We start from the raw sequence: 20296 nt of genomic DNA on the forward strand, positions 1-20296 counted from the left end.
GACCGGGTCGGGCCGCGATAGAACATCCCCATGTGCCGAACCGCTGCGGAACGGGTGCTCGCCGCCGAGCTGGCTGCCGTCCGCCCGGACCTCACGGCCGCGTACACCGCGGGGCTTCCGGGGGCGAGGAGCGCGGTGCTGACCCGGCTGTGGCGCGGTCTCGTCCATGAGCCGCTGCCCTGGGTCACGGCCCGTACCGCCGACCGCGAGGGCCTGACCCTGCGGCTGGCGGACGGGCGGCGGCTGCGCGGTCCGATCTCGGACCCCTGGGCGACGGCGGCGGCGCCGGCAGCCGTATCGACGGCGGCGGTTTCGGCGACAGGACTCGACCTCGACGGGCGCCGGTTCGACCATCCGGCTGAGCTGATGGCCGCCCTGGCCGTACCGGGAGGCGCGCGGCTGGCCGCCGAACTCGACCACAGCGTCGCGTCGATGGCGCTCTCGCGCACGGCGCCCCGGCGTCCCGTCGCCGCCCTGTCCGCAGCGGAGCCGTGGGAGTGGGAGCAGCGGGAGACCGATGGGCATCCGTACCATCCCTGCTGCCGTTCCCGGCCGGGCTTCTCCGCGGCCGAACAGCTGGCGTACGCGCCCGAGCACCGGCCCGTCGTCCCCCTGTGGCTGGCCCCGGTCGAGGGCGCGGCCGTGTCGGGGGCGTGGCCCGCCGAACTCCGCGACGGCGCCCGCGTACTGATCCCCGTCCATCCCTGGCAGGCCGCGCACATCCTGCACGGCCGAGCACGGGGGTCCGGCCGTGCGCTGCGGCCCGGTCCCGACGCGCATCCGCTGCTGTCGCTGCGCACGCTCGACCTGGGCGGGGGCACGCACGTCAAGACGGCGCTGAGTACGCGGCTCACCTCGACCGTACGGGACATCTCGGCGTACACCGTCGCGCACGCCGTCGCCACGTCGGAGTTCGCCGAGCGGCTCGCCGGGCGGTTCGAGGGCCGTCTCCACATCGCCCGCACCCCGGCGGCGGCGGGGGCGGGAACGGCCGACCTGGCGGCGCTCCTGCGCGAGTCGCCGCAGGTGTACGCGGACACGGCGGCCGGGGAGAGGGTCCTGCCGGTGGCCGCGCTTCCCGAACTCCTCGCCTCCCACACCCCGGACGAACGGCTGCGCAGGGTCGTCGGGTTCGCGCGGCTGGCCCTCGGCGTCTGCCTGGAGCTGCTCGACCTCGGGGTGGCCCTGGAGGCGCACGGGCAGAACCTGCTCGTGGTCGTCGACGCCGGATGCCGTCCCCGGCGACTCGTCTACCGCGACCTCGCCGACATCCGTATCAGCCCCGCCCGCCTTGCCCGGCACGGCATCGCGGCCCCGCACCTCAGCGGCCGGCTCCTGAACGACGACCCGGACACGCTCCGCCGCAAGGTCCTCGGCAGCGTGGTCACGGGCGCGCTCGGCCCGCTGGCCGGTGACGCGCCGACCCTCGGCGCGATCCTGGAAGCGGTCGCCCCGGACCTTCCCCCGACCCCGGACGCCCATGCCCTGCGTACGGAACCGCTCCCGGCGAAGGCGCTCACCCTGATGCGGCTGGAGGGGCGGGGCGGGGACCTGTGGACGGTGCTGCCGCGGCCCTCGTAGGGGGTTCTACAGCGCCGGGGCCGAGGCCCCGGAGCGACGGTGCCGGTCCGCCTCGGCGGCGGAGTGGGCGGAGGCGAAGGTGAACGCGCGCGGGGACGGTCCGTTCGCCCGCAGGTCCGCCAGCCGCTCCAGGGCCTCGCCGACGGTCGGGACGTGACCGGCGGGCACCCACCAGAGCACCAGGTGCGCCGAGACGTGCCGCTCGAACCAGTCGCGGCGCTGCCGCATCACCTCCAGGTGCCCGCTGCGGTACGTGAAGTCCCACAGGGAGTCCTGGGACTCCCACACCGACAGGTTGACGATGACGTCCTCGCCCGCCGGGCGCAGACCGGTGGCGTCGACCGCCCCGTCCTCGACGAGCCGCCACACGAAGCCGGGCGCGGCGTCGGCGGCGGCGTTGACCGTGTCGAGCATGTCGACGAACGGGGCGAGGCGCGGGTCGTCGAGGGGGTGAAGGAGCGTCGCGATGTTGAGCTGGGCGAGGTGGGCGGCGGGCGCGGGGTGCGCGGAGGCGGTCATGGCCTCATCCCAGCACGGCCCGCTTTTCTATGTCAATCTTCATTGTTTTTAGAAGCTTCGACCACGACGCAGCACTCTCCGGGGCGGGAGTCCATGCGGGCGCGGACGGGGCCGTCCGTGCCGAGCAGCCCTTCCAGCAGGGCGAGGTTCATGCCGCAGACGAGGGGAGGGAAGCGTTCGGCGACGGAGTGGAAGGGGCAGTTGCGCATGCGGACGACGGGTGCGGGGGCTTCGGCCGGGCCTTCGGCGGGCGGGTCGTCCGGGGTGTCCTGCCCGTCCCGGGTGCCCTGCTCGTGCGGGGCGCCCTGCTCGTACGGGGTGCTCGCGGCGCCTTCCAGGTGGGGTTCGTAGCCCCGGGCGGCCAGTATCGTCATGGCCTCCTCCAGGTCGCCGCAGGGTGCGGCGGAGCCGCGCAGGGCCTCGCCCCGGCGGCGCGCGGCGGCGCAGAGGCCGGCGTCGAGGCCGGCCTGCTCGGCGGCCTCGGCCAGCAGCTCGGCGGCGGTGCGGTAGTCGCGGGCGGGCAGTGACACGGAATGCTCGGCACGCGCCCGCGTGTACACCTTCGCGGGGCGGCCCGCCCCCGGCCCCGAGCGGCCCGTCAGGCGACGGCTGCCGCTCTCCAGCAGCCCGGCCTCGGCCAGCTTGTCCAGGTGGTGCGCGGCGAGCGTGCGGGCCACACCGGCCGCCTCGGCGGCCTCGTTGCGGCCGACCTCGCGCCCCTGGGCGGCCACGTACTCGTACAGGCGGCGGCGCACCGGGTCCTGCAGTACGGCGATCGCGTCGATGTCCTTCACCCGGCCATTCTAGGAACAACGAGGGTTGGATTTAGAAGGCCGGAGGCCGGGCCCGGCCGGGGCGCGGCGGGCCCGGCCGGACTCCCGCCCGCCCGCGTGGCATGCTTGACACTGAAATCGAACATCCATTCTCATGGAAGTCCGGCCCCTGGAATCGCGGGCTTGTCGGCGAGTTGTCCACAGGCCGGAGGGGACGTCGGGGCCCATTGTCAGTGGCAGGGGTTAGCGTCTTTCACATGAAGCGATCGACTCAAGCAAACCGGGTGGAACCCATGGCAGGAACCGACCGCGAGAAGGCGCTCGACGCCGCGCTCGCACAGATTGAACGCCAATTCGGCAAGGGCGCCGTGATGCGCATGGGTGACCGCGTCCAGGAGCCGATCGAGGTGATCTCCACCGGATCGACCGCCCTCGACATCGCCCTCGGCGTCGGCGGCCTGCCGCGCGGCCGTGTCGTGGAGGTCTACGGACCGGAGTCCTCCGGTAAGACGACCCTGACCCTGCACGCCGTGGCCAACGCCCAGAAGGCCGGCGGCCAGGTGGCCTTCGTGGACGCCGAGCACGCCCTCGACCCCGAGTACGCCAAGAAGCTCGGCGTCGACATCGACAACCTCATCCTGTCCCAGCCGGACAGTGGCGAGCAGGCTCTTGAGATCGTCGACATGCTGGTCCGCTCCGGCGCCCTCGACCTGATCGTCATCGACTCCGTCGCCGCGCTCGTCCCGCGCGCGGAGATCGAGGGCGAGATGGGTGACTCGCACGTCGGCCTCCAGGCCCGACTGATGAGCCAGGCGCTCCGGAAGATCACCGGCGCGCTCAACCAGTCCAAGACCACCGCGATCTTCATCAACCAGCTCCGCGAGAAGATCGGCGTGATGTTCGGCTCGCCGGAGACCACGACCGGTGGCCGCGCCCTCAAGTTCTACGCCTCCGTGCGCCTCGACATCCGGCGCATCGAGACCCTCAAGGACGGCACGGACGCGGTCGGCAACCGCACCCGCGTCAAGGTCGTCAAGAACAAGGTCGCGCCCCCCTTCAAGCAGGCCGAGTTCGACATCCTCTACGGCCAGGGCATCAGCCGCGAGGGCGGTCTGATCGACATGGGCGTGGAGCACGGCTTCGTGCGCAAGGCCGGTGCCTGGTACACGTACGAGGGCGACCAGCTCGGCCAGGGCAAGGAGAACGCCCGTAACTTCCTGAAGGACAACCCCGACCTCGCCGACGAGATCGAGAAGAAGATCAAGGACAAGCTGGGCGTCGGCGTCCGGCCCGAGGCCGCGAAGGCCGAGACGGCGACGGACGGGGCGGGCGCCGCCGACGCAGCCGGTGCGGACGACGCGGCCAAGAGCGTCCCGGCACCCGCGAGCAAGACCGCGAAGGCGACCAAGGCCACCGCGGTCAAGAGCTGAACCGGTGACCGGTCGCACCGAATGGCCGGGTGACGGCCCCGACTCGTCGAGGGCCGAGAAGGAGCCGTCACCCCAGGATCCGGCTGAGCGGGCGCGGGCGATCTGTCTGCGCCTGCTCACCGGGACCCCCCGCACGCGCAAGCAGCTCGCCGACGCGCTGCGCAAGCGGGAGATCCCCGACGAGGTGGCGGAGGAAGTCCTCTCCCGCTTCGAGGACGTCGGGCTCATCGACGACGCCGCGTTCGCCGGGGCCTGGGTGGAGTCCCGCCATCACGGCCGGGGCCTCGCCCGTCGGGCGCTCGCCCGCGAGCTGCGGACCAAGGGGGTCGAGCCGACCCTCATCCAGGAGGCGGTGGAGCAGCTCGACTCCGAGCAGGAGGAGGCCAGGGCGCGTGAGCTCGTGGCCCGCAAGCTGAGAGCCACCCGCGGTCTCGACCGCGACCGGCGGCTGCGCCGGCTCGCCGGGATGCTCGCCCGCAAGGGGTACCCCGAGGGCATGGCCCTCCGCGTCGTCCGCCAGGCGCTGGAGGCCGAGGGCGAGGACACGGACGGTCTCGACGAGTCCTTCTGATCCCCGGGGGAGATCAGAAGGACTCGGACGGGGCCGGGGGAGCGGGTGTGGGCTGGAGCAGGGACTTGGGCTCTGCCTCTGTCTCCGGCTGAATCCCGGGGCACGGGTGGGAGCCGGGCCATGGACGGCGGAACCGGCAGGCCGGTCCGTTCTGTCAGGTGTCGCTTCGGGGGAGGAGGACCGGGAGGCCCGCCCTCTTCCAGGCCTGGAAGCCGCCGATCAGGTCGGTCGCCCGGTGGAGGCCCAGGCGGCGCAGGGACTCCGTCGCCAAGGAGGAGGCGTAGCCCTCGTCGCAGAGGACGATCACCCTCAGGTCGTGGCTGTCCGCCTCCGCCGCGCGATGGCTGCCCTGGGGGTCGAGCCGCCATTCCAGTTCGTTGCGTTCCACGACCAGGGCGCCCGGGATCAGGCCGTCCCGTTCGCGCAGGGCCGCGTAGCGGGTGTCCACCAGGAGTGCGTCGCCCGCCTCGTACGCTTCGTGGGCGGCGCGGGGGTCGATCCGGTCGATGCCCGCCCTGACCCGTTCCAGGAGTTCGTCCATGCCCACGCGTTCGTCGCTCACTGCCAGTCCTCCGGGCGCTCGACCTGCTCCAGACGGAGTACCGCGCCCGTCCGGCTGAACCGCCGGATCAGCGGGAGCGGCGGGTAGTAGGCGTGCACCGAGACCGCGTGGGTGTCCGGGGACTCGTTGAGCACCTCGTGCACATGGTGGCGGCCGAAGGCGCGGCCTGCGCCCTCCGTCAGCCGGCGGGAGCGGTCGAGGTCCTCGGCCAGTTCCAGTGTCTTCCAGCCGCTCGCCGGCAGCCGGACCGCGAGCGCGTGCTCGGTCAGCGTGCCGCGTGCGGTGGCGAAGGCGCCCCGCGACTCGGCGTGGTCGTGCCAGCCGGTGCCGGTGCCCGGCGGCCAGCCGATGAGCCAGGCCTCACTGCCGCCGGGCCCTTCGAGCCGTACCCAGGTACGGCCCTCGGGATCGAGCGGGAGGGAGTCGACCAGTTCCCGGTCCGCCGCCGCGCGCCGGACGAAGTCGAGGAGATCCGCCTCCGTCGGCGGGCCGGAGGAGCGGGAAGTGGCCGCGGCCGAACTTGCGGCATCGATAGGGGGGTTCGGGGTGCTCGGGTTGTGGGCGCTGTCCGAGGTGCGTGTGGCGGGCGTCGAAGGCGACACGGGTGACCGTCCTGGGTTCGCTGAGGGCGCGCGGCGGCAGCACGGGCACACGGAACTGTGTCCGGTGGCGGGGCGCGCGCGGGAAAGGGCGAGATCAGCAGGACGGGCGACACACGCAGCCCGCGTAGCGGACGAGGTCCATATGGACCCTCCGCCACAGGCGCGCATAGGTGTCGGTCACGCTCCGGAGTACACCATGCGCGCCCTCGGGAATCAACGCATGTCCGCTGTGCGGTCACTCCCCGTGGACACTCCGGCGGCGGATCCGGCCGCCGAAGCCGCCTTCGAGCCGGGCTCCGCCTCCGCACCCGTGCCCGCGCCCGGACCCTCGTCCGAATCCGCCTCCGAATCCGCCTCCGCCGTCGGTGAGCCGCCGCGCGCCGCGTCCGCCGCCGCATACAGCTCCTCGGGGCGGACCCCGGAGAACGCGGCGACCAGGTGCCCGTCGGGCCGTACCAACAGGACGGCGTGGGCCGGTGCGCCCGGGTACGCCTCCGTGACCAGGACCTCGGCCTTCGCCGGGAGGGCGCGTACCGCCTCTTCGAGCCGGGGCATCACACCCGCGCCGCGCCAGTGGCGGCGGTCCCACACCCCGGTGCCCGGGGCGACCAGGAGGACCAGGAGACGGCCCTGACCGAGCCGGTCCCTGAGCCGTACGGTCGTGCCGTCGGGGGCGGTCACGCGGACGTCCTCGACCGGGGCGCCCGTCGGGGTGCCCACCGGGATCCGTCCCTCGGTGGGTGCCGGCGCGAGGGGGGAGTGCGGGTACGCGGGGGGCGCGCCGAGCGGGCCTCGCCCCACGTGGCCGTCGGTGAGGAGGGCGTCGTGCCCCCGTCCGGCGCCCGGCAGATAGGTCCGCAGGCCTCCGCCGCCGCGCAGGACCGGCAGCGACTGGTCCGCCGCCCGCAGCCGGTGGGCGACGGCCGACCGGCGCTCGCTCTGGTAGCTGTCGAGCAGACGGTCCGAGGCGCCGTGGTGCCAGGTGAGGGCGAGCTTCCAGGCCAGGTTGTCGACGTCCCTGAACCCCTCGTCGAGGCCCTGGGTGCCGACCGCGCCCAGCAGATGGGCGGCGTCCCCGGCGAGCAGGACCCGGTCGACCCGCCAGCGGCGGGCGAGTCGCTGGTGCAGGGTGTGCACGCCGGTGTCGATGAGTTCGTACGGGGGCGTCACCCCGTCGCACCAGCCGGCCAGGGTCTCGCGGATGCGGGCGACCAGCGCGTCGGGGGTGACCAGGTCGCCCCGGGGAGGCAGCAGCCAGTCGATCCGCCACACCCCGTCGGGCAGCGGGCGGGCGGTGATCTCCTCGGCCGCGCCGCGCCACGAGGGCTGACGGTGCAACAGGGCCTCGCCGGGCCAGGGGAGTTCGGTACGGAGGGCGGCGACGGCGTGGCGTTCCACCGCCGTACGGCCGGGGAAGCGGATGCCGAGCAGTTTGCGGACGGTCGAGCGGGCGCCGTCGCAGCCGACGAGGTGGCTGCCGCGCCACCAGGTGCCCTCCGGGCCACGGGTGTGGGCGACGACCCCGTCCCGGTCCTGCTCGATGGTGTCGAGCCGGGCCTCGGTGACGAGTTCGACGAGCTTCTGGCGGGAGATGGCGTCGCGCAGTCCGCGCGTCAGGGCGTGCTGCGGGATGTGCAGCGGAGCGGCCGGTGCGGAGGGCGAGGCCGGGTCCTCCGACCACTCCTCCGTACCGCCGAGTCCCAGGTCGAGGGCGAGATGGCGGACGACCTGACGGCGGCGCATGCCGCGCCAGCCGACCCAGCGGACGCCCTCGTCACGGAGGGTGGTGCAGCCCAGCCGCTCGACCATGGCGGCCGTGTCGGCGCGCAGGACGACGCTGCGGGCGGGGCGGGGTTCGTCCTTGCCGGTGCCCTCGTCGAGGACGACGCTGGGCACGCCCTGCGCGGCGAGCGCGAGGGAGAGCGCGAGGCCGACCGGCCCAGCGCCCACGATGATCACCGGGTCCACGGCGCGGCTCCTGAAGGCCGGACGGTCATGGGGGCAGCACAGCTGAGTGTGGCACGAGCCCGGTGCTTGATCACAGACCGTATGCAACCTATTGAGGGTGCTTGCGTCAAGTGACAGGGTGGGCGCGGTGCGGCCGACCTGAAGTCGGTACCGCTCCGGCCCACCCCGAACGCCCTACGGAACCCTTCGGGACCGGCCGCCGCTGTCGTCCCGTGGACCTCCGCGGCGTGTCAGCCGCTGACCGCGTCGGTCTTCGTCTGGGTGGCTCCGGCCTGGGCGTCGACTGCTCCGCCCTGGGCCGGGACGGTCACCGCGGCCGACTTCTTGCCCTGCCGCAGGCGCCGCTCCAGGCGGCCGGCGAGGTGGGTGAGGATGGCGTTGATGGCGATGTAGATCAGCGCGATGACCGTGAAGGTGGCGATCGTGTTGGCGCCGTAGTTGGCCGTGATCTGCCGGTTCTGGCTGAGAAGCTCCCCGAAGCCGAGCATGGCGCCGCCGAGCGCGGTGTCCTTGACGATCACGACGAGCTGGCTGACGAGGGCCGGGAGCATGACGGTCACGGCCTGGGGGAGCAGGACGTACAGCATGGTCTGGCCCTTGCGCATGCCGAGCGCCTCGGCCGCGTCGCCCTGGCCGCGGGGCAGCGAGAGCACTCCGGCCCGGACGACCTCGGCGATGACGGAGGCGTTGTAGAGCACCAGGCCGGTGACGACCGCGTACAGCGGGCGGAAGTCGGAGCTGATGGTCGTGAACTCCCGGTACAGGGCAGCCGCGAACATCATCAGGAGCAGTACCGGGATGGCGCGGAAGAACTCGACGACCGTACCGACGGGCACCCGTACCCAGCGGTGGTCGGAGAGCCGGCCGATGCCGAGGAGGGCGCCGAGCGGCAACGCGATCACGATGGAGAGCGCGGCGGCCTTGAGGGTCTCCGTCAGACCGGGCAGCAGATACGTCGTCCAGACCCGGGAGTCGGTGACGAACGGGCTCCACTTGTCGGCGTCGAGCTGGTTCTTGTCGGCCATGGCCGAGAGGACCCACCAGGCCACGAGGCCGAGCACGACCAGGAACACGATCGTGTAGAGGACGTTCCGCCGCTTGGCGCGGGGGCCGGGCGTGTCGTACAGGACGGAACTCATCGCTTCACCGCCAGACGCTTGGCCGCCCAGCCCAGGAGCAGGCCGGTGGGGAGGGTGAGGAGGATGAAGCCGAACGCGAAGACGGCGAAGACGGCGAAGAGCGCGTCCGCCTCGTTCTCGACCATCTCCTTCATCAGGAGGGCCGCTTCCGCGGCGCTGATGGCCGAGGCCACCGTGGTGTTCTTGGTGAGGGCGATGAGGACGTTCGCGAGCGGGGTCACCACCGCGCGGAAGGCCTGCGGGAACACCACCAGGGTCAGGACCTGGGTGAAGCTCAGGCCCAGTGCGCGGGCGGCCTCGGCCTGGCCCGGCGGAACGGTGTTGATGCCCGAGCGCAGCGCCTCGCAGACGAACGTGCCCGTGTACGCGGTGAGTCCGAGGACGGCGAGCCGGAAGCCGATCTCCTCGAACGTGCTGCCGCCGAGCTTGACGTCGAGGGTCTGGTTGAGGGCGAACGAGCACGCCACGAGGACCACGGTCAGCGGGGTGTTGCGGACGAGGTTGACGTATGTGGCGGCGAAGGCGCGCATCACGGGGACCGGGCTCACTCGCATGCCCACCAGGGCGGTGCCCCAGATCAGCGAGCCGATCGCCGAGTAGAGGGCGAGCTGCGCCGTCACCCAGAAGGCGCCGAGCAGGTCGTACTGCCCGGAATCAAGAAAGTCGAACACGATGCCCGCGCTCTCCCCTGGTGGTCGGTCGGTGGGACGGCCGACGCGTGGGCGGCGGCCGGTGCCGGTGCGACGGCCGCCCCGCGTGCGGGGTGGCCGTCACGGCCGGAGCGGGTCAGGTCAGTTCTGGACCTTCGGCGCGGGCTCGTACTTGTAGCCGGAGGGGCCGAAGTTCTGCTTGACGAGCTTCTCCCAGGTGCCGTCGGAGACCATCTTCTCCAGCGCCTTGTTGATCTTGCCGCGCAGCTCGTCGTCGCCCTTCTTGACGCCGATGCCGTAGTTCTCGTCGCTCATCCGGAGACCGGCGAGCTTGAACTTGCCCTGGTGCTCCTTCTGCGAGGCGTAGCCCGCGAGGATGGAGTCGTCGGTGGTCAGGGCGTCGACGGCCTTGTTCTCCAGACCGGTCAGGCACTCGGAGTAGCCGCCGAGCTGCTGGAGGTCGGCCTTCGGGGCCAGCTTCTCCTTGACGTTCTGCGCGGAGGTCGAGCCGGTGACCGAGCAGAGCTTCTTGGAGTTGAGGTCCTCGACCTTGGTGATCGAGCTGTCGTCGGCGCGCACGAGCAGGTCCTGGTGGGCCAGGAAGTACGGACCGGCGAAGTCGACCTCCTTCTTGCGCTTGTCGTTGATCGAGTAGCTGGCGACGACGAACTTGACGTCACCGTTCTTGATCAGGTTCTCGCGTTCGGCGCTCGGCGCCTGCTTGAAGGTGATCTTGTCCTCGGAGTAGCCGAGCTCCTTGGCGACGTAGCGGGCGACGTCGACGTCGAAGCCGGCGTATGTGCCGTCCGGGGTCTTCAGGCCCAGGCCGGGCTGGTCGAACTTGATGCCGATGGTGATCTTGTCGCCGTTGCTGCCGGAGTCCGAGCCGCTGCCACAGGCGGTGGCGGTCAGGGCGAGGACGACGGCGGCCGCGGCGGCGGCGGAGGTGCGACGAAGCATCATCGAGGAATGTCCCTTGGATAGAAGTGAGTTGGGAAGGATAGGCCCGAACTCGCTCAGTGGTGAAGGATCTTGGAGAGGAAGTCCTTGGCCCGGTCGCTCCGCGGGTTGCTGAAGAACTCCTCGGGCGTCGCCTCCTCGACGATGCGCCCGTCGGCCATGAAGACGACCCGGTTGGCGGCCGAGCGGGCGAAGCCCATCTCGTGGGTCACGACCACCATCGTCATGCCCTCCTGCGCCAGTTGCTGCATGACCTCGAGGACCTCGTTGATCATCTCGGGGTCGAGCGCGGAGGTCGGCTCGTCGAACAGCATCACCTTCGGGCCCATCGCGAGCGCGCGGGCGATGGCCACGCGCTGCTGCTGGCCACCGGAGAGCTGAGCCGGGTACTTGTCGGCCTGGGTGCCGACCCCGACCCTGTCGAGCAGGGTGCGGGCCTTCTCCTCGGCGGCCTTCTTCTCCGTCTTCCGGACCTTGATCTGGCCCAGCATCACGTTCTCGAGCACCGTCTTGTGCGCGAAGAGGTTGAACGACTGGAAGACCATGCCGACGTCGGAACGCAGCCGGGCGAGCTCCCGGCCCTCCGCGGGCAGCGGCTTGCCGTCGATGGTGATGGTGCCGGAGTCGACGCTCTCCAGCCGGTTGATCGTGCGGCACAGCGTCGACTTGCCGGACCCGGAAGGTCCGATGACGACCACGACCTCGCCGCGGGTGATCGTCAGATCGATGTCCTGGAGGACATGCAGTGCGCCGAAGTGCTTGTTCACGCCGGACAGTACGACCAGGTCGTCCGTGGCACGCGGGGTGTCCTCGGGCCCCCTGGGCACGGACTTGGACACTGACTCTCCGCTCATCGGCCTCTTGCTCCGTCCTCCTCGGTTGGGGAGGACACTAGAGACCCGATGTGACGACCGTCATCACATCTGAGCGGAAATTGAGGATAACGATCCGGCCGCGACCGGACACAGTGCGTGAACGGGACACCCCGGGCGGTACCGGCTGCATAACGGAAACGCCGCCGTCACAGGGGGACACTTGACTGTGGCACCGATGTTCGGTGTTCATGCCCTGGTACCACCTGGTACACAGAGAGCGGCTCATCAGCCCGTCACCACGGAGGAGGTACGTATGCGACTGCTGCTCGTCGAGGACGACGACCACGTCGCCGCCGCCCTCTCCGCGATCCTCGCCAAGCACGGGTTCACCGTCACCCACGCCCGCAGCGGCGAGGAGGCGCTCCAGGCCGTGCTGCCCACCGCGCAGGGCGAGCGCCCCTCGTACGGGGTGATCCTGCTCGACCTCGGTCTCCCCGACCAGGACGGCTACCAGGTCTGCGGCCGCATCCGGAAGCTCACCACCACTCCGGTGATCATGGTCACCGCGCGCGGCGACGTACGCTCCCGGATCCACGGGCTCAACCTCGGCGCCGACGACTACGTCGTCAAGCCCTACGACCCCGGCGAGCTCCTCGCCCGCATCCACGCCGTCAGCCGGCGCAACGCCGGCCCCGAGGAGGCGGCGGGCAGCGGCGCGCCCGCCGACGGCACGCAGCTGCGGCTCGGCTCCGTCACCATCGAGCTGCCCACCCGGCGGGTCAGCGTCGAGGGCGAGAGCATCGCGCTCACCCGCAAGGAGTTCGACCTGCTCGCCCTCCTCGCCCAGCGCCCCGGAGTCGTCTTCCGCCGCGAACAGATCATCAGCGAGGTCTGGCGCACCAGTTGGGAGGGGACCGGCCGCACCCTGGAGGTGCACGTCGCCTCCCTGCGCTCCAAGCTCCGGATGCCCGCCCTGATCGAGACCGTGCGGGGCGTCGGCTACCGCCTGGTCGCCCCCGCCGCGTAACCGCCGGACGGCTCCTTCGTGCGCACCCGCCTCCTTCCGCTGCTCATCGTCCTGATGGCGGGCGTCCTGCTCGCCCTCGGCTTTCCGCTCGCCGCCAGCCTCGCCGCCGCCGAACAGCAGCGGGTCGTCGTCGACCGGCTCGACGACGCCGCGCGCTTCGCCGCGCTCGCCCAGTTCGTCAGCGAGACCAGCCCCGGAACCGACGAGCGGCGGGCCACCCTCGGCGGCGAACTCGCCAGCTACCACGACGTGTACGGGATCCGGGCCGGCATCTTCTACCGCGACAACCGGTCCATGGCCGCCGCCCCCGAGGACTGGGTCGTCCCGTACGACGGAGAGGGCCGGCGCGCCTTCAACGAGGCGCTGCTCGGCCGCCGCAGCCACGACCCGCCCCAGGTGTGGCCCTGGCAGGGCGATGCCCGGCTCACCATCGCCTCCCCGGTCGTCCGCGACGGGGACGTCGTCGCCGTCGTCGTCACGGACTCGCCCACCGGGCCGCTGCGGAGCCGAATCCTGCGCGGCTGGCTGCTGATCTTCGCGGGCGAGGCGGCGGCCATGCTGCTCGCCGTCGGCGCGGCGTTCCGGCTCACCGGGTGGGTGCTGCGGCCGGTCCGCGTCCTCGACTCCGTCACCCACGACATCGCCACCGGACGCATGAACTCCCGGGTCGCCGCGACCGGAGGGCCGCCCGAACTGCGGCGCCTCGCGCTCTCGTTCAACGAGATGGCCGACAACGTCGAGGAGGCCCTCGAACAGCAGCGGGCCTTCGTCGCCGACGCCTCGCACCAACTGCGCAACCCGCTCGCCGCGCTGCTCCTGCGGATCGAGCTGCTCGCCATGGAGCTCCCCGAGGGCAACGAGGAGATCGCCTCCGTACGGACCGAGGGCAAGCGCCTCTCGCAGGTCCTCGACGACCTTCTCGACCTGGCGCTCGCCGAGCACGCGGCTGCCGAGCTGCGGCTGACCGATGTCGGGGCGCTCGCCGCCGAGCGGGTCGCGTCCTGGCGGCCGGTCGCCGACGACAAGGGCGTCGCGCTCACCGGGGAGTGCGGGGCGGTCACGGGGTGGGCGGACCCGGTCGCGCTCTCCAGCGCGCTCGACGCGGTGATCGACAACGCGCTGAAGTTCACACCCGCCGGCGAGGAGGTCTCGGTCGCCGTCTCCCTGGTCCCCGGCGGGAAGGACGTGTCCGTCGTCGTCGCCGACCACGGCCCCGGCCTCACCGACGAGGAGCTGAGCCGGGTCGGCGACCGCTTCTGGCGCTCGGGCCGGCACCAGAACATCAAGGGATCGGGCCTGGGCCTCTCCATCACCCGCGTCCTGCTCACGGCGGGCGGCGGCGGCATCGCCTTCGCACCGAACGAACCGCACGGGCTGCGGGTGACGGTGACGGTTCCCCGGCAGGCGCCGGACGGGGAGCGTGAGGGGTTCACCGGGCGGTAGGGCTTACGGATGGGCAGGGGCTACGGAGGGTAGGGCTTACCGGGCGGTATAGGTTACTGAACGGTAAGAGCTACTGAGCGGTAAGGGTTACTGGGCGGTACGGGCTACCGAAAGGTAGGGGCGACCCGACGCAGGGCCGGGGCACCGGCAGTGCCACCCCGTCAGGGCTTCACCGAGCGGTAGTAGCGGCGGGCGCCGTCGTGAAGGGGGAGGGGCTCCGTGTAGACGGCGGTCCTGAGGTCCACCAGTTGGGCCGGGTGGACCCGCCTGCCGATGCCGTCCCGGCTCCCGATCACCGTACGGGTGAAGCCCTCCACCAGGTCCGTATCGGCCTCCACCGTCGTGACCAGCAGGTTCGCCACCGCCAGGGTCTCGATCGGCCGGCCGTCCTGCGCCTTGGCGTACGCGTCGGCCGGGATCACCGCCGACCGGTAGTGGCGGGTCGAATCGCCCACGTCGTGGAGCCGGGCCACGAGACCCGCGTCCAGCGGGATCAGGCGGACCGGGGTGCGCTCGGACAGCTTCTGGACCGCCTCGGTGGGCAGGCCGCCCGACCAGAAGAAGGCGTCGAGCTCGCCCCGCTCCAGCCGCCCCGGCATGGTGTCGATGCCCGCGGAGACCGGTTCGATGTCGCGTACGGGGGCGAGGCCCGCCGCCGCGAGGACCCGGTCGGCGATCAGCCGCACGCCGGAGCCGTCCTGGCCGACGCCCACCTTCAGACCGCGCAGGTCCCGTACCGACTGCACCGAGGAGCCCTTGCGCACCACGAGCTGCACGTAGTCGTCGTAGAGGCGGGCGCAGCCGCGCAGCCGCTCGAAGCCCGGCCTGCGCTCCCGCTGGTACTGGGCCACCGCGTCGGCCGTCGCCACGGTGAAATCGGCCTCGCCGGAGGCCACCCGGGCCAGGTTCTGTTGGGAGCCCTCGCTGTCCTTGAGCCGTATCGAGACCTTGGGGAGGTCCTTGGCCAGGGCCTGCTGGAGCAGCTCGCCGTACCGCTGGTAGACGCCGGTGGGGACACCCGTACTGAAGGTGACCGTGCCGCTGGGCACGGGGGGACCGAAGGGCATCAGCCACCACACCAGTACCCCGCACACCGCGAGCAGCGCGGCCGAGACCGCCAGGACACGGCGGCGGACGGCGCGGGAGAGCGAGGCGGACATGCGGCGATAGTGCCAGCCGGGTGCGGTTTCTGGCCAGCGTCACAGAGGTCCGCCCGCGCGGGGCCGGCGAGGGTCCCGCGCGGGCGGACGGCATCAGAAGCTGTTTGGGCACCACCGGACGCGGGATGCCGCGGCCCAGGACGGCGCCGGACGGCGGTGTCAGTACGCGAAGCCCGACTTGCCCGTCATCGTCGTCGTGACGTGCGTGATGCCGCTGCCCGGCGGCAGCGCCGTGGTCGTGCCCGTGGGCACCGTCGTGGAGCCGTCACCGAGCTGGGCGGCCCCGTTGGCGCCCCAGCCGATCACCGAGCCGTCGTCGAGCGCGGCCAGGGTGAAGTCCGCGCCGCCCGCGATGCTCTGGACGCCCTTGAGGGTGTCCAGGACGACCGGGGTGGTGCGGTTGGCGTTCGTGCCGTCGCCGAGCTGCCTGTCGGTGTTCTTGCCCCAGCCGGCCACGCTGCCGTCGTCGAGGACGGCGAAGCCGGACGCGGAGGTGGCGAAGATCCGGGCCACCGCGTCGAGGTAGGCGACGTCGACGGGCTTGTTGCTGTCGGCGGTGGAGTCGTTGCCGAGCTGGCCCTCGGCGCCCTTGCCCCAGGCCTTCACGGTGCCGTCGGCGGTGAGTGCGATCACATGGTCGCAGCCGACCGCGACCGACTCCACGTCGATCAGGTCCGGGACCTTCTGCGGGGTCTCGCGCGTGGTGTTGTTGCCGGTGCCCAGGCGCCCGTTGTCACCCTTGCCCCAGGTCCACACCGTGCCGTCCTGCCGGAGCGCCACGCTGAAGTCGCAGCCCGCTCCGACGTCCTTCACCTTGTCGAGACTCTGCACCGGGATGGGGGTCCTGTACGGGTTGGTGGTGTCCTGGCCGGTGCCCAGCTGCTTGGAGGCGTTGCTGCCCCAGGCGAGGATCCGGCCGCCCTTGACGGCGAGGACGTGGTTGAGGCCCGCGGAGACCTCGGCGATCCCGGAGAGTCCGGTGACGGTCGCGGGGAAGCTCTGGGCGGTGGTGGTGCCGTTGCCGAGCTGGCCGGTGGTGTTGGAACCCCAGCTCTTGACGGTGCCGTCCTTGAGGAGCGCGACGGCGAAGGCGTTCGCGGCGGCGGCGGCTCCGCCACCGCCCCCGGACATCTCGCGCACGTCGTCGCGGGTGATGCCGGTGACGGCCGCGGGGGTCTGCTGGGCGAGGACGCTGCCGTTGCCGAGCTGGCCCTGGGCGTTCTCGCCCCAGGCGCGTACCCAGGGGTCGGTGCCGGCGGCGGCGTGGGCGGAGAGGGAGGGAGCGGCGAGGGCGGTGACCGCAGTGACGGCGGCGAGCAGGGTGATGCGCTTGCTGTGGTGCATGGGGACCTTCCGGGTCAGTAGGCGTAGCTCGACTTGCCGGTGGGGGCAGTCGAGACGCGGGTCGCGCCGCTGCCTGCGGGCAGTGCGGTGACCGGGGTGGGGGAGTCGGTGGTGGTGGCGTCGCCGAGCTGGCCGGCCGCGTTCTCGCCCCAGGCGAGGACGGAGCCGTCGGAACGGGCGGCGACGGTGTGTCCCCAGCCGCCGGCCATGTCGGTGACCTCGTCCAGACCGGGTACGGGGACCGGGGTGGTGCGGGAGGTGGTGGAACCGTCGCCGAGCTGGCCGCGGCCGTTCCAGCCCCAGGCGCGGACCGAGCCGTCGTCGAGCACGGCGAAGCTGTGGAAGCCGCAGCCGTAGACCCGGGCCACGCCGTCGAGATGCCGCACCTCGACCGGTGAGGGCGCGCCCTCCTGGCTGTCGTTGCCCAGTTGGCCGTTGATGTTGTAGCCCCAGGCCCGTACGGTGCCGTCGGCGAGCCGGGCGAGCACGTGGTTGCAGCCGGTCGCGATCTCGACGACGTCCGTGAGGCCGGGGACTCGTTTCGGGGTGTTCCGGTCGGTGGTGTCGCCGAGGCCGAGCTGGCCGTAGTGGGCACGGCCCCAGGTCCAGACGGTGCCGTCCTCCCGGAGGGCGACGACGTGTTGGCAGCCGGCGGCGACGTCCTTCACCTTGTTCAGGCTCTGGACCCGCACGGGTCGCACGGCCGCCGTCGTGCCGCCGTCGCCGAGCTGGCCGTAGGTGTTGTCGCCCCAGGCGAGGACCCGGCCGCCGCGGACGGCGTAGGCGGACTGGAAGCCGGCGGCGACCTCGGTGACTCCGGAGAGTCCGGCCACGGCGGCGGGGAACGGCCGGCTCACGGCGGTGCCGTCGCCGAGCTGGCCCGCGAGGTTCCCGCCCCAGGACTGGACCGTGCCGTCGGTGAGGAGCGCCACGGCGAAGGCGTTGGGGGTGTTGTTGCCACCGCCGGACAGCTCGCGTACCGAGGCGCGGGCGAGCCCCTGGACGGCCGCCGGGGTCTGCTGGTCGACCGTGGTGCCGTTGCCGAGCTGACCGCCCTGGTTCGCGCCCCAGGCCCGCACCAGCGGGTCCCGGGGCTCGGCGTGGGCGGGGGACACGGCGAGGACGAGGAGCGCGAGGGTGGCGGCGGTGACACCGCGTACGAACGCGTACGTCATCGGAGCACGCCCCGCTCAGTACGCGTACGTCGTGTTGCCGCCCAGGGAGACGGCCACGTTCTTGATCGCCGAGCCCTCGTTGAGGATCTTCACCGACTCGTAGCGCGAGACCGTCGTGCCGTTGCCGAGCTGGCCCTCGCTGTTGTTGCCCCAGGTGAAGACGTCGTCCGCCGTGACGGCGACGCCGTGCCGGGCGCCCGCCGCGAGGTGCTGGACGCCTTCGAGGCGCGGGATCTCGACCGGGGCCGTGCGGTTGGTGCGGGAGACGTTGGAGTCGAAGGCCTCGTCGGACTCCAGGAGTTGGCCGTACTGGTTGTTGCCCCAGCCCCAGACGTGGCTGTCGCTGGTCTTCACGTAGTTGTGGAAGGCGCCCGCCTCGATGTCCGAGACGCCCTCCACCCAGTCGACGTCCACGGGGACGGTGGAGGACTTGGTGGAGGAGTTGCCGAGCTGGCCGTAGAGGTTGTAGCCCCAGGACTTGACCGTGTCGTCGGAGGTCAGGGCGAGTGCGTGGTAGCAGCCCGCGTCGATCTCCACGATGTTCTCCAGACCCACGACCTGCCGGGGTACGGAGCTGGTGGCGCGGCTGCCGGTGCCGAGCTGACCGTGGATGCCGCGGCCCCAGGCGTACACCTTGCCGTTCTCCAGGAGGGCGAGGCTGAAGTCGCAGCCCGCCGAGATCTGCTTCACCTTGGGCATGCCCTGGACACGGTCGGGGACGGTGCGGCTGTCGCCGGTGCGGTTGTTGCCGAGCTGGCCGTAGGCGTTGTCGCCCCAGGAGTAGACCTGGCCGCTGGTGTCGAGGGCCAGGGCGTGCTTGCCGCCTGCCGCGATGTCCTTGATGTTCGTCAGGCGCGGGACGGTGGTCGGCACGGTCTGGTTGGTGTTGCCGCCGTTGCCGAGCTGGCCCGAGGAGTTGTGGCCCCAGGACTTGACGGTCTTGTCGGTACGGGCGAGGGCGAAGGAGTCGGCCGACGAGGTGCCGCCGGCCGACATCTGGTCCACATCACCGCGGAAGAGGCTGGTGACCGAGGTCGGGCTGAGGCTGTCGGCGAGGGTGCCGTTGCCCAGCTGGCCGGTGCGGCCCGCACCCCAGCTCAGCACGGTCGGGTTGCCCTCGTTGGCGGTCGCGGCGGGGGCGAGCGCGGGCAGGGTGGTGAGCGCGGCGGCCGTGAGGACGGCGGCGAGGAACGGCCGGGCGCGCCGCCCGGTGCGCGGAGGGACCGCGCGCGGGGGGAAGGGTCGTGAACGGGACATGGCTCTGCTCTCCTTCGACGGGGACATACGGGAGCGCGGCGGCCGGCCCGTGGCGTCCGCGGGGAGGGCGGAGGCGTACGGAGCCGGTCGCGGGTCATGCGAACACGGCGTGCCGGGACCCCAGGCACGGGTCGCCCAAGGCCTGGTGTGACGGCCGGGACGGGCCGCCGGGCACATGAGCAGACTGTCCGATAATGATCACCGGGGCGAGCCGGAATCGCTGAAACACCCGTTTGCCGGACCTCCGTTCGGGGTGGTGAGCGGGGGGCGCACTCGCCCCCGGAGCGGGCCGTGCCGGGACGGCTCCGCCGAGGGTCCGGCGGGCCGCCGAACGGCGGCGGCCGGGGGAGTGAGAGGCCCCGCCGCCTACGGTCGGCCGCCCTCTCGCCCGTACCCCCGAATCCCTACGAACGGGTGGACCGGCGGGTCCCGGGACCGGCCCCCGGGCCCGCCCGGACCCGGCCGTCGGGGCGGCCCCGAGTGCGCTCCGCCGAAGTGGTGAGCGGCCCCCGGGGTGCGCGCCGCGCCGTGTGTCGCGCCGGGGTGCCGGGGCCCCGGCGGCTAGCGTCGGGATGCGCTCGGTGATCTTGAGGACAGTCCCCTGTCCGCCCCTGGCGTCCCCACCCGAGCACTCCAACTCACCCCTGTCCCAAGGGAGTTCCCATGCCCGTACTGAAGGCGTCGGCACGCCGTGTGCTGACCGCGACCGTCCTCGCAGCCGCTCTCGCCCTGCCCCTGGCCACCGGCGCCCACGCCGAGGAGTGCAAGCCCGACGACCAGGCCTGCCAGGACAAGGAGAACAACGCCGAGCAGGCGAAGAAGATCGAGGAGGACCAGAAGAAGACGAAGGAGGCGGCCGGCAAGGCCGACAAGGACATCAAGGACGCGGGCAAGAAGCTGGAGGAGTGCCCGCCCGACTCCTCCTCCTGCATGGGCAAGCTGACCGGCGGCAAGGGCGCCGCCGAGGAGCAGGGCCTCAAGGACATGACCGACACCATCTCCTCGAACGAGCCCGAGCCGGCGAACAACGCGGCCCAGGCCGTGACCTCGACCTGCGAGTCCTTCCCCGGCTCGCTGCCGCAGGGATCCACCGACCCGGGCCGGTCCCCCTTCCCGGTCGACCAGCTCTGCGGCCTTCTCGGCGACTGACCGCACCCCGCGCACCGTCCCCGCTCCCGCCCGGAAGCCGGTCCCGGGGCCGCGCCCGCGCACGTCCCCCGCTCCCGCCCGTCCGAAGGGAGCCGGGCGACCGAGCCGCACCCCGCGTACGTCCCCGCGTACGTCCCCGCGTACGTCCCCGCGTACGTCCCCGCGTACGTC

General features: G+C 72.3%; 19 protein-coding genes and 1 pseudogene. 6 read left to right on the plus strand and 14 right to left on the minus strand.

Annotated features, from left to right (window positions below; all coding sequences use genetic code 11):
* The first annotated feature begins 30 nt into the window (after positions 1-30).
* Positions 31-1581 (plus strand): IucA/IucC family siderophore biosynthesis protein, encoded by a 1551-nt coding sequence (locus V4Y03_RS25600; protein WP_332436397.1) that lies wholly within the window; start codon positions 31-33, stop codon positions 1579-1581.
* A 6-nt stretch (positions 1582-1587) separates the two neighbouring features.
* Here V4Y03_RS25600 and V4Y03_RS25605 read toward each other — a convergent pair whose 3' ends face one another.
* A complete protein-coding gene (locus tag V4Y03_RS25605) occupies positions 1588-2100 on the minus strand; it encodes a DUF3291 domain-containing protein (protein ID WP_332436398.1) in 513 nt (170 codons plus the stop codon).
* A gap of 32 nt (positions 2101-2132) precedes the next feature.
* Positions 2133-2894 carry a helix-turn-helix transcriptional regulator gene (locus V4Y03_RS25610; protein WP_332436399.1) on the minus strand — a complete coding sequence of 254 codons (762 nt, stop codon included), beginning with the start codon at positions 2892-2894 and terminating at the stop codon, positions 2133-2135.
* Positions 2895-3166: 272 nt separating this feature from the next.
* Between V4Y03_RS25610 and recA the strand changes: the two genes are divergently transcribed.
* Positions 3167-4303, plus strand: coding sequence for a recombinase RecA (recA, locus tag V4Y03_RS25615; RefSeq protein WP_332436400.1), 1137 nt, complete (start codon positions 3167-3169; stop codon positions 4301-4303).
* Positions 4197-4874: pseudogene (gene recX / locus V4Y03_RS25620) on the plus strand (recombination regulator RecX); the annotation flags it as partial. The gene recA and the pseudogene recX, both read left to right, overlap by 107 nt.
* Positions 4875-5028: 154 nt before the next feature.
* Here recX and V4Y03_RS25625 read toward each other — a convergent pair.
* From V4Y03_RS25625 to V4Y03_RS25660, 8 genes are all read right to left on the minus strand, one after another.
* Entirely contained in the window at positions 5029-5415 is a 387-nt protein-coding gene (locus V4Y03_RS25625; RefSeq protein WP_317875091.1) for a rhodanese-like domain-containing protein, read from the minus strand.
* Positions 5416-5432: 17 nt separating this feature from the next.
* Complete coding sequence (locus tag V4Y03_RS25630) at positions 5433-5969, minus strand: cysteine dioxygenase (RefSeq protein WP_317875092.1); 537 nt, start codon at positions 5967-5969, stop codon at positions 5433-5435.
* Between the two features lie 163 nt (positions 5970-6132).
* Complete coding sequence (locus V4Y03_RS25635) at positions 6133-6219, minus strand: putative leader peptide (RefSeq protein ID WP_315986099.1); 87 nt, start codon at positions 6217-6219, stop codon at positions 6133-6135.
* Between the two features lie 32 nt (positions 6220-6251).
* Positions 6252-8006, minus strand: a complete 1755-nt coding sequence (locus V4Y03_RS25640) for an FAD-dependent monooxygenase (RefSeq protein ID WP_332436401.1) — start codon at positions 8004-8006, stop codon at positions 6252-6254.
* A 230-nt stretch (positions 8007-8236) separates the two neighbouring features.
* Positions 8237-9145: an amino acid ABC transporter permease gene (locus tag V4Y03_RS25645; protein ID WP_332436402.1), complete on the minus strand. Its 909-nt coding sequence runs from the start codon at positions 9143-9145 to the stop codon at positions 8237-8239.
* Positions 9142-9816 carry an amino acid ABC transporter permease gene (locus V4Y03_RS25650; RefSeq protein ID WP_056556303.1) on the minus strand — a complete coding sequence of 225 codons (675 nt, stop codon included), beginning with the start codon at positions 9814-9816 and terminating at the stop codon, positions 9142-9144. Before V4Y03_RS25650 ends, V4Y03_RS25645 begins: the two co-directional genes overlap by 4 nt.
* A gap of 120 nt (positions 9817-9936) precedes the next feature.
* Positions 9937-10758, minus strand: coding sequence for a glutamate ABC transporter substrate-binding protein (locus V4Y03_RS25655; RefSeq protein ID WP_317875081.1), 822 nt, complete (start codon positions 10756-10758; stop codon positions 9937-9939).
* Positions 10759-10811: 53 nt separating this feature from the next.
* On the minus strand, positions 10812-11609 hold the full coding sequence (locus V4Y03_RS25660) for an amino acid ABC transporter ATP-binding protein (RefSeq protein WP_442809630.1): 798 nt from the start codon (positions 11607-11609) through the stop codon (positions 10812-10814).
* 274 nt (positions 11610-11883) lie between these two features.
* Here V4Y03_RS25660 and V4Y03_RS25665 point away from each other — a divergent pair, with 274 nt between their 5' ends.
* Both V4Y03_RS25665 and V4Y03_RS25670 read left to right on the plus strand, forming a co-directional pair.
* Positions 11884-12597: a response regulator transcription factor gene (locus V4Y03_RS25665; RefSeq protein ID WP_317875082.1), complete on the plus strand. Its 714-nt coding sequence runs from the start codon at positions 11884-11886 to the stop codon at positions 12595-12597.
* 18 nt (positions 12598-12615) lie between these two features.
* Positions 12616-14040 (plus strand): sensor histidine kinase, encoded by a 1425-nt coding sequence (locus tag V4Y03_RS25670; protein ID WP_332436403.1) that lies wholly within the window; start codon positions 12616-12618, stop codon positions 14038-14040.
* 161 nt (positions 14041-14201) lie between these two features.
* On the opposite strand, the gene V4Y03_RS25675 is transcribed toward V4Y03_RS25670, so the two are convergent.
* The 4 genes from V4Y03_RS25675 to V4Y03_RS25690 form a co-directional block, all read right to left on the minus strand.
* The gene (locus V4Y03_RS25675; protein WP_317875084.1) at positions 14202-15200 is read right to left on the minus strand and encodes a TAXI family TRAP transporter solute-binding subunit; all 999 of its coding nucleotides are present in this window, start codon (positions 15198-15200) and stop codon (positions 14202-14204) included.
* A gap of 159 nt (positions 15201-15359) precedes the next feature.
* Positions 15360-16544: an RCC1 domain-containing protein gene (locus tag V4Y03_RS25680; protein WP_332436404.1), complete on the minus strand. Its 1185-nt coding sequence runs from the start codon at positions 16542-16544 to the stop codon at positions 15360-15362.
* Positions 16545-16558: 14 nt separating this feature from the next.
* The gene (locus V4Y03_RS25685) at positions 16559-17719 is read right to left on the minus strand and encodes an RCC1 domain-containing protein (RefSeq protein WP_332436405.1); all 1161 of its coding nucleotides are present in this window, start codon (positions 17717-17719) and stop codon (positions 16559-16561) included.
* A 15-nt stretch (positions 17720-17734) separates the two neighbouring features.
* Positions 17735-18976, minus strand: a complete 1242-nt coding sequence (locus V4Y03_RS25690) for an RCC1-like domain-containing protein (RefSeq protein ID WP_332436406.1) — start codon at positions 18974-18976, stop codon at positions 17735-17737.
* A gap of 663 nt (positions 18977-19639) precedes the next feature.
* Between V4Y03_RS25690 and V4Y03_RS25695 the strand changes: the two genes are divergently transcribed.
* Positions 19640-20125: a hypothetical protein gene (locus tag V4Y03_RS25695; protein WP_332436407.1), complete on the plus strand. Its 486-nt coding sequence runs from the start codon at positions 19640-19642 to the stop codon at positions 20123-20125.
* The last annotated feature ends 171 nt before the right edge of the window (positions 20126-20296 follow it).

It is taken from the genome of Streptomyces sp. P9-A4 (assembly GCF_036634195.1).
In the GTDB taxonomy this organism is placed as follows: Bacteria; Actinomycetota; Actinomycetes; order Streptomycetales; family Streptomycetaceae; genus Streptomyces.

Bases quoted from the DNA above. Each gene is read 5' to 3' on its own strand.
- V4Y03_RS25600 (WP_332436397.1), top strand. From the start codon at position 31: ATGTGCCGAACCGCTGCGGAACGGGTGCTCGCCGCCGAGCTGGCTGCC.
- V4Y03_RS25605 (WP_332436398.1), bottom strand. From the start codon at position 2,100: ATGACCGCCTCCGCGCACCCCGCGCCCGCCGCCCACCTCGCCCAGCTC.
- recA (WP_332436400.1), top strand. From the start codon at position 3,167: ATGGCAGGAACCGACCGCGAGAAGGCGCTCGACGCCGCGCTCGCACAG.
- V4Y03_RS25625 (WP_317875091.1), bottom strand. From the start codon at position 5,415: ATGGACGAACTCCTGGAACGGGTCAGGGCGGGCATCGACCGGATCGAC.
- V4Y03_RS25645 (WP_332436402.1), bottom strand. From the start codon at position 9,145: ATGAGTTCCGTCCTGTACGACACGCCCGGCCCCCGCGCCAAGCGGCGG.
- V4Y03_RS25655 (WP_317875081.1), bottom strand. From the start codon at position 10,758: ATGATGCTTCGTCGCACCTCCGCCGCCGCCGCGGCCGCCGTCGTCCTC.
- V4Y03_RS25660 (WP_442809630.1), bottom strand. From the start codon at position 11,609: ATGAGCGGAGAGTCAGTGTCCAAGTCCGTGCCCAGGGGGCCCGAGGAC.
- V4Y03_RS25665 (WP_317875082.1), top strand. From the start codon at position 11,884: ATGCGACTGCTGCTCGTCGAGGACGACGACCACGTCGCCGCCGCCCTC.
- V4Y03_RS25675 (WP_317875084.1), bottom strand. From the start codon at position 15,200: ATGTCCGCCTCGCTCTCCCGCGCCGTCCGCCGCCGTGTCCTGGCGGTC.
- V4Y03_RS25680 (WP_332436404.1), bottom strand. From the start codon at position 16,544: ATGCACCACAGCAAGCGCATCACCCTGCTCGCCGCCGTCACTGCGGTC.
- V4Y03_RS25685 (WP_332436405.1), bottom strand. From the start codon at position 17,719: ATGACGTACGCGTTCGTACGCGGTGTCACCGCCGCCACCCTCGCGCTC.
- V4Y03_RS25690 (WP_332436406.1), bottom strand. From the start codon at position 18,976: ATGTCCCGTTCACGACCCTTCCCCCCGCGCGCGGTCCCTCCGCGCACC.
- V4Y03_RS25695 (WP_332436407.1), top strand. From the start codon at position 19,640: ATGCCCGTACTGAAGGCGTCGGCACGCCGTGTGCTGACCGCGACCGTC.